Genomic DNA, 13,041 nt, shown 5'->3' with positions numbered 1-13,041 from the left:
GGTGCTCACCAGCGCGAGCGCGGGACGTCGAACTCCGCGCACAGCGCCCGCCACACATCCCGCGGGTCGACACCCGATTCGATGGCGGCCGCGCCGGTACGTCCCATCGACGGCAGCACATGGTCGATCAGCAGCGCGTCACCGCGCGCCGTGCCGAATTCGGTATGCAGGAGCTCCTGGAATTCCGTCAATCGCACGGCCGCGAGCCTACGCCACGGGCCGAATCGACCGCCGCGCACCGGGAGAGCGGGGGTAGGTGACCATGCCGCACGCGAACGCCGCCGAGGTGCGGACGTCCGCGCCGCTCCCGATCACCCGCACGGGTCGAGGACCCGAGTTCCCCTGCGATTCACGCGCGCGCGGCCGCGAGCACGTCGTGGCAGATCTGAACCGGATCGGACACCACCGCGATCCCCGCGGCGGCCGATTGCGCCGCGGCCCGATAGGAGGGATCGGCGAGCACACGCGCGACCGCGTCCCGCACGGCGTCGGCGGTGAGCGGGCGGACCAGTATCGAACTGCCCCGGCGCGCAGCGCGATTGGCCAGCTCCCACTGATCGCCACCGCCCGGGATGGTGACCAGCGGCACGCCGGCCAGCAGCGATTTGGCCAGCAACCCGTGCCCGCCGCCGCCGATGACGACCGACGCGTGCTTCAGCAGTTCGTCCTGGCGGCCCAAACCCGCTGTGGCCCAGTCGGGTAGATCCGCGGGCGGGGTGTCCAGGGTGGACACCGCCACCCGGACGCCCGCGCCGTCCAGACCCGCCAGCACCGTCTCGACCATGTCCGCCACCCCGGTGTGCGCGGTCGACGGCGCGACCATCACCAGCGGCTCGTCGCCCGGCGGCAGCGCCAGCACATCCCGGGTCGGCTCCCACAGCAGCGGGCCGACCAGGTGGGCGTTGTCCGGCCAGTCCGGGCGCGGCACCTCGAGCGCGGGCAGCGTCGCCACGAGCCGTGCCGTCGGCCCCGGATCCTGTGCCGGCAGACCGACACCGGCGCGCGCGTGGCCGCGCTGGGTCTCCCCGCGGCGGATATCGCGGGCGGTCAGCGTGCGCAGCACCGAGTCGCGCGCCCGGCCCCGCACGCCCTCGCCCGCGGCGAGCCCGCTGCCGATCGGCGGCAGCCCCTTGGACGGCAGATACAGCGGATGCGGCGACAGCTCGAGCCACGGCAGGCCGAGTCGTTCGGCGGCCATGCCGCCCCCGGCGGTCAGCACGTCCGAGACCACCAGCTCGGGCAGCATGGCACTGAGATCGGGCAGGATCTCGGTCGAGATGTGCGCGGCGCGTTCGTGAATCCGGGCGCCCGCGTCGGCGTCGTCGTCCCCGGCGCGGGGCGCCAGGCCCTTGAGCCTGCGCACCCCGATCCCGGCGTCGCGCGCCGCGTCGAACCAGCGCGGGCTGGTGAACAGCACCGGCTCGTCGCCCGCCGCCAGCAATCGGACGCACAGGGCGATCGCCGGAAAGGCATGTCCGGGATCCGGCCCGGCCACCACTGCTACTCGCACGCGCCCAGGGTGTCATATCCCGCCGGGAACGGCGGCACCAACACCGCCGATGTCGCCCAGCCGGGCATCGGTTCAGCCGAAGTTGTAGAGCTCGAAGGCCACCGCCCGGGCGGCCGGGAAGCCCTCCTTCGGACCGGAAGTCATCTCCAGCACCGCGCGGGCCTGGTCGGCGACCGGTTCGTCGCTCAGCGCCGCGAGGTACCGGTGATGGCAGGTCAGCGACTCGACGGCCTGCTCGATATGGTCGGTGACGTCCACCGCGTGGCTGCCGTCGGCGACCCCGGCCACCGCCGCCCAGCGCGGGGAATGCCTGGGCAGATCGGCGATTTCGGGGAAGATCCACTCGTTGCCCGCGTCCGAGACCGCGTCCAGGGCGGCACGGCCGACGGCGCGATGGTCCGCGCTGTTGGCGTAGCCGCGCGCCCAGATGTCCCCGAAGTTGAACAGCACCACCAGTTCCGGCCGGTGCCTGCGAATCGCCGCGGCCAGATCCCTTCGGAGTTCCAGACTTTCGACCACCCGCCCGTCCGGGTACCCGAGGAACTCCACCACGCTCACCCCGACCACCTTGGCGCTCGCGCGCTCCTCGTCCTCGCGCAGCGGCCCCGATTCGGCGGGCGGCAACCCCGCGATGCCCGCCTCGCCACTGGTGACGAGCAGGTAGCGCACGTCCTTGCCCTGCGCGGTCCAGCGGGCGACCGCCGCGGCGGCGCCGTATTCGATGTCATCGGGGTGCGCGACGATGACCAGGCCGCGCTGCCAATCCTCGGGAAGCTGTTCCATACCTGAATTCAACCGCCGTCCGGTCGAATACGCACACTCCTGCGGCGCACGGCGCGTTCACAGCTGGGACAGCACGTCGTCGAAGGCGGCTTCGGCCGCGCCGAGCAGCTTGAGATCGGGCCCCAGCCCGGACTTCTCGATCCGCACCCCGCCGATCGCGCGACTGACCATGCTGCGCGCGCGGACCTGCTCGCCGACCCGCGACACCGCCGCGTCCGGCAGCGCGGTGAACAGATCACCCAGCACCACCAGCTCCGGACCCAGGATATTGACGACGTTGACCAGGCCGAGGGTGAGCCAGTCCAGGTAGTCGCGCAACGCCGGTTCCCAATCACCCCGCAGCGCACGGAGTTCGGCGACGATCACCCCGCGCGGGCCGTAGCCGGGCAACCCCAGCGCCCGGCACAGCGCCGCCTCGCCGACCTCGGTCTCCCAGCACCCGGTGTTGCCGCAGTGGCACGGGCGGCCGTCCGGGCGCACGCTCATGTGGCCGATCTCGCCCAGATACCCGGCGGCGCCGCGCAACAGCGCGCCCTGGACGATGAGCCCGCCGCCGACCCCGACATCGGCGGCGACGAACACGGTGTCGTTCGCGCCGCGTCCAGCACCGCGCACATGCTCGGCCAGAGCGCCGAATTCGGCGTCGTTGCCCACCACGACCGGCAGGTCCAGGACGGTGCTCAGGCGTCGGCCCAGGGCCACCTCGGACCAGCCCAGCGCGACCGCCGTGTGCACGAGCCCGTCGGCGCGGCGCACCACCCCCGGCACCGAAACACCCACCGCCCGTGGCGAAATCCCGAGATCGCCGGTGAGCAGCGCGGCCGACTCCGCGATGTGGGTGATGAGCTCATCGGGTTCGCGCTGGCGACCGTGCAGATTCCAGCTGTTGCGGGCCAGGATCTGCCCGCCGAACCCGATCACCGCGATACCCGCCCGCTCGGCCTGCACGTCCACCGCCAGCACCGCGGCCGCGTGCGGTTGCGGGAGCACCAGCAGTGACGGACGGCCCGCCCCGCGCGCCAGGCGCGGCACCCGCTCCTCCACGAACCCGCCCTCGGCGAGCCCGTCGACCAGCATCTTGATGGTGGACCGGTTCAGTCCCAGGGCGGCGGCCAGCGCCGCGCGCGTGGCCGGGCCCCCGGTGTGCAGCAGGCGCAGGAGGCTCGACCGGTTGAAGCGGCGCACCTCGTCCGGTCGGGCGACGGTCATGGAGAAAGCAATACCACTACCGCGCGGGCCGCGACGGCACCGCCCGGTTCGGGTACGCCCGCCCTCATCGGGTCGCGACCGCGGCGCGCCTGCGCGAGAGGGCGTCGACGGTCGCGGCCAGCAGCAGCACCAGACCGGTCACGATGGACACCACCGCAGCGGGCTGGCTCAGCAGCCCGAGGCCGTTGGAGACCACCGCCAGCACCGCGCCGCCGATCACCGCGTCGGCCACCCGGCCCTTGCCGCCGAACAGCGAGGTGCCACCGATCACGGCCGCGCCGACCGCGAACAGCAGGGTGTTGAGCCCGCCCGCCTGCGGGTCCACCGAACCCACCTTGGACGAATACACGATCGCGCCGACGGCGGCGCACGCCGAACAGATGACGAAAACGCTTGCCCGCAAACGGGTCACGTTGATGCCGGCGCGGCGCGCTGCCTCGGCGTTGCCGCCGACGGCGTAGATGTGCCGGCCGTAGGTGGTGCGGGTGAGCACGTAGGTACCCGCCACCAGCAGGGCGAGCACGATCGGCACCACGTAGGGCACGCCGGAGATCTCGATCAGCGTGCTCGGTGAGCGGTTCATGGTGAGCAGCGCCGTCACCCCGACCGCGAACACGCACAGCGCCACTACCTTTGCGGCCACCAGCGGGGTGGGCGGGGTGACCAGGCCGCGCCGCCGGCGCAGCAGCTGACCGCCCAGGGTCACCGCCGCGTAGCCCCCGGCCGCGAGCACGCACAGCGCCCAGCTGCCCGCCGTGGACAGATTGCCGTTGGCCACCTTGTCCAGCACGGGTGAGGAGCTAATGCCGAGCACCCCGCCCTCGCCGATGAGTTGCAGGATGACGCCCTGCCAGGTCAGGAACAGCGCGAGGGTGACCACGAAGGACGGCATGCCGATCCTGGCGATGAGAAATCCTGTGATACAACCGATTCCGACGCCGACGCACACCGCGAGCAGCATCTCCACCCACGGGTTGGCCGCCAGGCCGAGCACCGTGATCAGAACCCCGAGCAGCGAGAACGCGACCCCGGGCCAGATCCGCAGCAGCCCGGCCAGCAGGGCCGCGAGCAGCAGCATGGCGATGAACAGGAAGAACACGGTGTTTCCCATGCCCGCGAGCAGGTTTCCGTTCTCCACGTAGTGCATGGCCAGCACCGCCCCCGCCACCCCGGACGCGGTGCCCGCCGACAGGTCGATCTCGCCGATGAGCAGGACGAACACGATGCCGATGGCGATGATCGTCTGACCCGCGCCCTGGGCGAGCAGATTGGCGATGTTGTTGAGCGAGAGGAAGACATCGGACAGGGCCGAGAACAGGACCACCAGCGCCACCAGCCCGAGCAGCGCGGGCAGCGAGCCGATCTCCCCGGCGCGCAGCCGCGTGAGGTACTCGCGCACGGCCTCGGTCGTGGTGAGCGTGGTGGTGTCGATACCGAAATCGGCGACCGCCTGCTCGGTCACCCGCTCGGTCACCGAATCCCGTTCCGCCGCTTGCTCGCTCACAGCGCCACCGCCTCAGGGCGAGCCAGGCCCAGGTCACCCGATCGCCCCGCGGTGATCAGTTCGACCACCTGGGCGTGGGTGACGTCCGCGGTGCGCACCTGCGCCGCCGTGCGACCCAGGTACAGCACCGCGATGCGATCGGCCACCTCGAAGACATCGGCCAGATTGTGACTGATGAGCACCACCCCCAGACCCTGTTCGGCCAAGCGCCGCACCAGATCCAGCACCTGCCTGGTCTGCGCCACCCCGAGGGCGGCGGTGGGCTCGTCCAGCAGCACCAGCTCGCTGTTCCACAGCACCGCCTTGGCGATGGCCACCGTCTGGCGCTGCCCGCCGGACAGCGCCGCCACCGGCGTGCGCACCGACTTCACGGTGCGCACGCCCAGCGAGGCCAGCGTGCGCCGCGCCGCCTCCTCCATACTCGCCTCGTCCAGCAGCCACGGTTTCCCGCGCTCGCGCCCGAGGAACATGTTGGCCACGATATCGAGATTGTCGGCCAGGGCCAGATCCTGGTAGACCACCTCGATCCCCAGTGCGGCAGCGTCTTTCGGCGCTTTCACCTGGACCGGCTCACCCCGGAAGCGAATCTCGCCGGAGTCGGCCGGGTGGATGCCCGCGACGCATTTCACGAGTGTGGATTTGCCCGCGCCGTTGTCGCCGACCAGCGCGGTCACCTCCCCCGCCGGCACGGTGAAGGCCACATCGTGGAGTACGTGCACCGGGCCGAAACTCTTGTTCAGACCGGTGATTCGGAGTAGCGGCTCGGTCACGTCGTCATTCCTTGTCAGCGAGCGGTGGCCGAGAACTCAGGAGATGCCGAGTTCGGCGCAGGCGGCCTGCAGATCACCGCCGCAGATGTCGGCGGGCTTCACGAATCCGGCGTCGGTCACGGTCTTGACCTCGGCCCGGGTCACGGTCTGTGGGGTGAGCAGCACCGACTTCACGGTGCGCTTGCCCTTGGGATCCTGACTCACGGCCTGCGCCAGCGCATCCGCGGCCGCGGTGTCGCCCTTGGCCAGGGCCACCGCGAGTTTCGCGGCGGCCTCCGCCTCGTCGCGGATCGGCTTGAACACGGTCATGTACTGATCCCCGCGCAGAATCGCCTTCAGGCCGTCGGCCGTCGCGTCCTGGCCGGTGACCGGCACCTTGCCGTTGAGACCGTTCTTCTTCAGCACGGTGATCACCGCGCCCGCGAGGCCGTCGTTGGCGGCGACCACGCCGTCGACCTTGCCGCCGTTGCCGGTCAGGATCTGTTCGAAGGTGCTGCCGCCCTTCTGATTGTCCCAGCCGTCGATGGCCTGGCTGCGCACCAGTTTCAGCGCGCCCGAGTCGTACAGCGGACGCAACGCCTTCTGTTGCCCCTCATGGAACAGAGTCGCGTTGTTGTCCGTCGGCGCGCCTTCGATCTCCACGACCTCGGCGCCCGGCTTGTCCTTCAGCGCGCCGGCCAGCGCCTGGCCCTGGAGTTCACCCACCCGCACGTTGTCGAAGGACACGTAGTAGTCCGAGGATCCGCCCAGATTGAGGCGGTCGTAGTCGATGGTGGGGATGCCCGCGCGCTTGGCCTTGGCCGCCACCGCGCCGCCCACCTCGCTGTTGATCGAGGCGATGATGAGGACCTTGACGCCCTTGGCGATCATGCCGTCGGCGAGGGTGCTGAACTTCTGCACGTCGCCCTGCGCGTTCTGCACGTCGGCGTCGAAACCCTCAGCGCGCAAAGCGGATTGGAGCATCGGCTTGTCGAAGGACTCCCAGCGGGCGGAGGTGGCGGTCTCGGGCAGGATGACGCCCACGGTGCCGTTGGCGCCGCCGCCGGCGGGGGAATCGGGCGCGTCGTCGCCGCTGGAGTTGGAGCCGCACGCGGTCAGGGTGAGCAATCCGGTGAGGGCGACGGCCAGCATCGCCGTTTTTCGGCGGCCGCGGCGGTGGCCCGGATACAACTGTGGGAGCGGGGTTTTCGACCTCATCAGGGTGACCCTTTCGAGCGGCGGCCACCGGATTGCGGCCGTGCGCGAGCTATATGTTGTGGGCAACAACATATGCGAGTGGGGTCACCCCGACGGGGGAATTCGCCGAATCAGGGCAGCAGAACAACCTTTCCACCGGCGTGTCCGCCGATGACGTACCGGTGCGCGTCGGCGGCCTCGGCCAGCGGATAGGTCGCGCTGATCACCAGATCCAGCTTTCCGGCGGCGGTCAGCGGAATGAGTTCGCGCCACGCGCCCGCCCGGATCTCGGTACCGGGATCCGCGCCGGGGCCGCCGCCCAGGGCCTGGAAGCCGGCCTCGGCGGCGCGGCCGAACGCGACGATGGTGGCGATGCGGGAACGATCGGCGACCAGCTCGAGCGAAACATCCACCGCCTCATCGGTACCCGCGGTGTCGATGGCGGCGGTGACGCCCCCGGGAGCCAGCTCCCGGACCCGATCGGCCAGACCCGGTCCGTACGTGACCGGTTCGACCCCGTAGCCCCGCAGCCGTTCGTGCCGCGAGGCCGAGGCCGTGCCGATCACCCGGGCCCCGCGGGCCACGGCGAGCTGCGCGGCCAGCGAGCCGACGCTACCCGCCGCGCCGTGCACGAGCACGGTGTCGCCCGGGCCGACGGCGGTGGCGGTGAGCAGATGCACGGCGGTGCCGCCGACGGCGAGCAAACCGCTCGCGACCTCCCAGCCGATCTCGAGCGGCTTGGGCACGACCCGATCGGCGGGCACGGTCACCGCCGTGGCGTAGGCGCCGCCGCGCACGATGACCTCGTCGCCGACCCGGACCGGACCGGCCGGGCCCACCGCGTCCGGACCGGCCGCGGTCACCACGCCCGAGGATTCCAGGCCGAGGCGGATCGGCAGGGCGCTCGAGTCGGTGCCGAACGCGCCGCTGTAGCGCTTGTAGTCGAAGGGGTTCACACCCGCCGCGCGGATCTCGACGGTGACTTCGCCCGGTCCCGGATCGGGAAGTTCGATCTCCAGCGGAGCCAGTACCTCGGGGCCACCGTAGGCGGTGGCGACGATCGCGATTGTCATACCTCAACGTAGCGTCGCCGCGCGGTGATCGATTCCCCGGACACCGGTGGGCCGCCCGGAAATCCGGACGGCCCACTCGCCGGTCGCGCGCCGTGCGGGCGCGACCACCGCAAACAGAGCGCTACAACTTGCTCAGCGGCGACTTGTCGTTCGACCCCGACACCGCCTTGTAGAGCAGGTACAGGCCGAACACCACCAGGCTGATCATGAGGATCGGGAACAGACCCTTGATCAGCGCACCGATGATGGCGAGCGCGATCCAGATGACCGCGACGACGCCGATGATCTTCCACAACATGGGTGAATCCTCCCGGAGATGTCTCCGAACCGCCGTCAGCGCGATCCGACACCCTCCATACTGGCCGCCTCCCGATCGAAAAGCACCAGGTCACACCCGATATCCGGGAAAGTTCAGGGTTCCCACCCACACCCCCTGACCCGGCGCCGGTCCGGATCGAGAGGCCGGAGTCGGGCGCCGAGTCTTGGCGGGATGGCGGGCGTGAAAGAGCTTCGGGCCGAGCGCCGGGGATCAGGGGCCGGCGCGGAAGCGGCCGTCGGCCAGCTCGGTGAGGGCCTGGGCCCAGCCATCGAGGCGGTCGGCGGCGTCGCGGAGGTGCAGGGTGGCCCAGCCGAGATCGTCGGCCAGAGGGGCGCTGTCGGGGACCGCGAGGACGCGGGCGGCGGCGGCCACCATGCCCTCGAACTCGACGACGCCGGAATCCAGGCGGATCGAGACCGCCCGGATGTGCTCGCCCAGTGGGGAATTGCGGGGGCCGAGGGCGCCGGCGGCGTTCTCCATGGCGACCACGTCGGCGGCCAGGGCGTGCAGGGCGGCCGCACCCGAGGCGGCGGTGTCGACGGTGTCGGTCAGGTCGTCGGCGAGCAGGCGCTGGGACTTGGCGATCTGGCCGATCAGACCGTGCAGCGCACGTTCGGCGCGCACGAGCCGGGCGATCGAGGCGCGGGCGGCCGAACGCCCGGGCGGCAGCTTCCGGGGGATGAAGGCGGCCTGCGGCAACGGCTCCTTGCGCAGTTGCAGGTAGCGGCGGGTCGTCACCGCGGCACCGGTCACCAGGGCGACCGCGCCGCCGCCGACCACGATCACGGCCCAGGCGGGGGCCGAGATGAGCACCAGTCCAACGGTTCCCGCGGTGGTGAGGCCCGAGGCGGTGCCGAGCCGGAAGCTGCGCCGCCGCGACCGCCTGCGCTTGCGCAGTTCCCGCTCGCGCGGGTCGGCCCATTTGCGCACCGCGACCAGCGCCTGCTCCCCCACCCCGCGCAGGGTGTCGGGCAGTCGCTGCGCGAGTTCCTCCGGCTCGACGCCGGTGGGAGCCAGAAAGTCTCGGGCGACGCGGGTGGCCCGCTCACGCCTGCCGCCCTTGTCACCGGGCACGGACGCGGCACCCGCGTCGAACCCGTATCCGGGCGGCGGCGGCACATCTCGCTCGCGATCGGCCGCCCGGCCGCGACGACGCCGTGCCCGCGCGTCGGCGGCGGGGTCCATCTGGGGTTCGGCCCCGGCTCGCGGCCGGACGTCGCCGAACGACACCTGCGGCGCGGAGAACCCTTCGGCCGACGGCGAATACGACGGCGCGTGAGCAGCCGCCCACGGGGTCTCACCCGGCGGAGTGCCGGTCGGAACAGCACCCGGCGCACCTCGATGCGGGACAGCTGTAGAACCAGCGCCCGCTCGGCCGGATGCGAACTCGGTTGCGGCGGAAGAACTTTCGAATCCGGGCGGATAGCGGCGGGTCGGCGACGCGCCCGGATTCGGGAGCGGCTCGGTGGGGTGAGCCGGAGGGTGGGCGTGCGATCGCGCGGGGTCGACGTGCGCCGGAACGGTGTTCGCGTCCGCGAGGGGCACCGTATGCGAGGGCGCGCTGTCCCCGGTCACGGACCGGGCGGCACGCCCGGAGTCCGGGGCGTGCGCGCCGTCCTCGCGCGGCGGAGGCTGGGCGCCGGGCGCGGAATCCGGGGCCGGCGGGGCGCTGTCGCGCGCGCCCGGCGAATTGGCTTCCAGCAGAGTCGGGAAGCCGGGGATCGGGGACGGAGCCTTCTTCGTGCGGGTCAGGCGGGGAAAACGCGCAGGGGAGGCCGCGGGGTCCTGTCCGGCCCGCGATCTCCCCATCACTCCAACGCCTTTCGGTGCCGCGCCTGCCTACTGCTGGGCGGCCTGGCCCTTGTTGATCTGCGGCTGCGCCGCGGCCGGGTTCGGGACGGCCTGCTGGTTGCCGCCGGCGGGCAGCGCGTCCCCGCGCATGGAGGCGCGGATCTGCTCCAGACGGCTGTGACCGGCCATCTGAATGCTCGCCTGCTGTACTTCCATCATGCGGCCCTGCACCGAGTTCTGCGCCAACTCGGCCGAACCGAGCGCGTTGGCGTAGCGGCGCTCGATCTTCTCGCGCACCGCGTCCAGGCTCGGGGTGGAGCCGGGGGCGGACAGGGTCGAATCCATCTGCTGCAGCGAGGCCGACACCTGCTCCTGCATCTTGGCCTGCTCGAGCTGGGACAGCAGCTTGGTGCGCTCGGCGACCTTCTGCTGCAGCAGCATGGCGTTCTGCTCGACCGCCTTCTTGGCCTGCGCGGCCGCCTGCAGCGACTGATCGTGCAGCACCTTCAGATCCTCGACGGACTGCTCGGCGGTGACCAGCTGCGCCGCGAACGCCTCGGCGGCGTTGGTGTACTGGATCGCCTTCTCGGTGTCGCCCGCGCCCGACGCCTGATCGGCCAGCAGAACCGCCTGGCGCGCATTGGCATTGAGCTTCTCGACCTCGTCGAGCTGGCGGTTCAGCTTCATCTCCAGCTGGCGCTGGTTACCGATCACCGACGCCGCCTGCTGCGACAGGGCCTGATGCTGCCGCTGGGCCTCCTCGATAGCCTGCTGGATCTGAACCTTCGGATCCGCATGCTCCTCGATCTTGGAATCGAAGAGGGCCATCAGGTACTTCCAGGCCTTCACGAACGGATTAGCCATCGATTGATCCCGCCTCCATCTGACATGCCGCGCGCTGCCGCGCGACATAGTGCGCGACCGTCACGCACCCGGTTGTCCCTACTAATCCACTGCGCGGCGGCGACCGGAAAACTCGCAGCCGCGCGACGCCTCCGGCACGAAGCCTACAGAGAATTTATCCCTTTCGGCTCCAGCGCACATCGTTCACTTCGCGGCCACCAGCACCAGACGGTCCGACTTGGGGGCCGGAATGACGATGCGCGGGCCGAAACCACCGTCCCCGCGGCGGGGCGGCATGCCCTTGCGGGCGGTCGAAATCTTGGCATTCGCCGAGGCAGCGGGGGCCTTGGCGCCGGCGCCGACCGGTTCGGCCCGGCGCGCTGCGCCCGCCGGAGCCGGAGCGGTGGCCGCGGACAGCGACTCGGCCGGGGTCGTGCGACCCTGCGCCCGATCGGCGTCGGCCATGGCGGCGCTCACATCGAAAAGTACCTGTGACAGCGGCAGATCCAGTGCCTGGCAGATGGCGGCCAGCAGCTCGCTGGAAGCCTCCTTGCGCCCGCGTTCCACCTCCGAAAGGTAGCCCAGGCTCACCCGCGCGGAGGTGGAGACCTCACGCAGGGTCCGGCTCTGGGCGACACGAGCACGCCGCAGGCTTTCCCCGATCGCTTCTCGCAGCAGCGTCATCTCGTTCTCCTCACACTCGTCTCGCCGGACCCAGCGTTTGACTGGACAACGTCCGGCGTCGGGCTTGCGTTCCCGGTCTTGCTCACCCGCCCCGAATACTCCGGGCGAGCTCGGTGATCGCCTCGCGGACCGCGCCCACCCTGATCGTCCACCGGTCGCCCGGGAGTTTCAACCGGATGACCTCCGTGCCGTCCGGACCGGCGAGCCCGAGAAACACCGTGCCGACCTCGCGACCGTCCTGCGGATCGGGGCCCGCCACGCCGGTGAGCCCCACTCCCCAATCCGCGCCGCAGCGCAGTCTGGCCCCGACGGCCAGCTGTTCGGCGGTACTCGCGGCAACCGGTCCATCGCTGGTGAGAGTATCGGTACTCACACCGGCAAGGTCGTGTTTCAGATCGGTGGCGTACACGATCAGCCCACCCCGCAACACCGCGCTCGCGCCCGGAATTCCCGCGATGGTGGCGGCGAGCAACCCCGCGGTGAGCGATTCCGCGGTGGCGACGGTGAGCCGGGCCGACTTCAGGGCCGCGACCAGATCGGCGGCGGGCACGGCGGAGGCGAGTGGATCGAGCGATCCGGGATTCGAGGCCGAGTCGAGCTCAGGCCGCACGGCTGCCGCCGGGCGAACCGAACCAGAGCCGGGCCGCCTGCACCACGTAGTCCAGGCCCGTGACCACGGTCAGCGCGACGGCCAGATACATCAAAGACATTCCGGCGGACTCGAACCCGCCGGACAGGGGTAGCAGCAGCACCCCGATGGCAACCGACTGGACCAGCGTCTTGAGCTTGCCGCCGCGCCCGGCCGGGATCACGCCGCGGCGCACCACGGCCAGCCGCAGCAGGGTCACCCCGATTTCGCGGGCCACGATGACGATCGTCATCCACCAGGGCAGATCACCGAGCATGGACAGCCCGACGAGGGCGGCGCCGATCAGGGCCTTGTCCGCGATCGGATCCGCGAGCTTGCCGAAGTCGGTGACGAGGCCGTATTTGCGGGCCAGCTGACCGTCGATGCGATCGGTGATGGCCGCGATGCCGAACAGCGCGGCCGCTCCCCAGCGCCAGCCCGGATCGTGCCCGTCGCCGGCGAACAGCGCGGCCAGGAAGATCGGGACCAGCACGATGCGCAGCACCGTCAGCACGTTGGCGATGTTCATCAGCGGCACCGCCGCCGGTTCTACCGCGCCCGGTTCGGTCCGGGGTGCCGGGGCAAATCCGGATCTCGCCGGAGCGGCATCTGCCCAGCGACCTTCCACCTCATCACGCTGCACCGTCACCAGCACCCCCACCGGCCGCGGCAACGGCCATGGTTCCCGGAGTTATCCGGTATCGGGAGGGGTTGGAAGTACGACACACCCCAAGCCTATCGGTACGGGGGC

Annotated in this window: 14 protein-coding genes; all 14 read right to left on the bottom strand. The window is 71.2% G+C overall.

The window, feature by feature from the left end; genetic code table 11:
* Positions 1–5: 5 nt before the first annotated feature.
* A complete protein-coding gene (locus ACWDOP_RS08275) occupies positions 6–197 on the bottom strand; it encodes a DUF3046 domain-containing protein (protein ID WP_454204086.1) in 192 nt (63 codons plus the stop codon).
* A 152-nt stretch (positions 198–349) separates the two neighbouring features.
* The gene (locus ACWDOP_RS08270) at positions 350–1,510 is read right to left on the bottom strand and encodes a glycosyltransferase (RefSeq protein WP_456344511.1); all 1,161 of its coding nucleotides are present in this window, start codon (positions 1,508–1,510) and stop codon (positions 350–352) included.
* 72 nt (positions 1,511–1,582) lie between these two features.
* Positions 1,583–2,293, bottom strand: a complete 711-nt coding sequence (locus ACWDOP_RS08265) for a PIG-L deacetylase family protein (protein WP_456344510.1) — start codon at positions 2,291–2,293, stop codon at positions 1,583–1,585.
* A 57-nt stretch (positions 2,294–2,350) separates the two neighbouring features.
* The gene (locus ACWDOP_RS08260) at positions 2,351–3,502 is read right to left on the bottom strand and encodes an ROK family protein (protein WP_456344509.1); all 1,152 of its coding nucleotides are present in this window, start codon (positions 3,500–3,502) and stop codon (positions 2,351–2,353) included.
* Between the two features lie 64 nt (positions 3,503–3,566).
* Positions 3,567–5,006: a sugar ABC transporter permease gene (locus ACWDOP_RS08255; RefSeq protein ID WP_456344508.1), complete on the bottom strand. Its 1,440-nt coding sequence runs from the start codon at positions 5,004–5,006 to the stop codon at positions 3,567–3,569.
* A complete protein-coding gene (locus tag ACWDOP_RS08250; protein ID WP_454204081.1) occupies positions 5,003–5,776 on the bottom strand; it encodes an ATP-binding cassette domain-containing protein in 774 nt (257 codons plus the stop codon). The genes ACWDOP_RS08255 and ACWDOP_RS08250 overlap by 4 nt, the downstream gene beginning before the upstream one ends.
* 36 nt (positions 5,777–5,812) lie before the next feature.
* A complete protein-coding gene (locus ACWDOP_RS08245; RefSeq protein WP_456344507.1) occupies positions 5,813–6,907 on the bottom strand; it encodes a sugar ABC transporter substrate-binding protein in 1,095 nt (364 codons plus the stop codon).
* Between the two features lie 176 nt (positions 6,908–7,083).
* Positions 7,084–8,025: a quinone oxidoreductase family protein gene (locus tag ACWDOP_RS08240; RefSeq protein ID WP_456344506.1), complete on the bottom strand. Its 942-nt coding sequence runs from the start codon at positions 8,023–8,025 to the stop codon at positions 7,084–7,086.
* Between the two features lie 121 nt (positions 8,026–8,146).
* Positions 8,147–8,323, bottom strand: coding sequence for a hypothetical protein (locus ACWDOP_RS08235; protein WP_454204078.1), 177 nt, complete (start codon positions 8,321–8,323; stop codon positions 8,147–8,149).
* Between the two features lie 231 nt (positions 8,324–8,554).
* Positions 8,555–9,529: a phage shock envelope stress response protein PspM gene (gene pspM / locus ACWDOP_RS08230; protein ID WP_456344505.1), complete on the bottom strand. Its 975-nt coding sequence runs from the start codon at positions 9,527–9,529 to the stop codon at positions 8,555–8,557.
* Between the two features lie 654 nt (positions 9,530–10,183).
* Complete coding sequence (locus ACWDOP_RS08225) at positions 10,184–10,999, bottom strand: PspA/IM30 family protein (protein ID WP_454204076.1); 816 nt, start codon at positions 10,997–10,999, stop codon at positions 10,184–10,186.
* Between the two features lie 183 nt (positions 11,000–11,182).
* On the bottom strand, positions 11,183–11,662 hold the full coding sequence (locus ACWDOP_RS08220; RefSeq protein WP_456344504.1) for a helix-turn-helix domain-containing protein: 480 nt from the start codon (positions 11,660–11,662) through the stop codon (positions 11,183–11,185).
* 82 nt (positions 11,663–11,744) lie between these two features.
* A complete protein-coding gene (locus tag ACWDOP_RS08215; protein ID WP_456344503.1) occupies positions 11,745–12,272 on the bottom strand; it encodes a CinA family protein in 528 nt (175 codons plus the stop codon).
* Positions 12,262–12,939, bottom strand: coding sequence for a CDP-diacylglycerol--glycerol-3-phosphate 3-phosphatidyltransferase (pgsA, locus tag ACWDOP_RS08210; protein WP_456344502.1), 678 nt, complete (start codon positions 12,937–12,939; stop codon positions 12,262–12,264). The genes ACWDOP_RS08215 and pgsA overlap by 11 nt, the downstream gene beginning before the upstream one ends.
* Positions 12,940–13,041: the final 102 nt, after the last annotated feature.

This window comes from Nocardia sp. NPDC003693, from assembly GCF_053981095.1.
The sequence above is the reverse complement of the archived record's forward strand: the minus strand, read 5'-3'. Positions and strand labels throughout refer to the sequence as shown.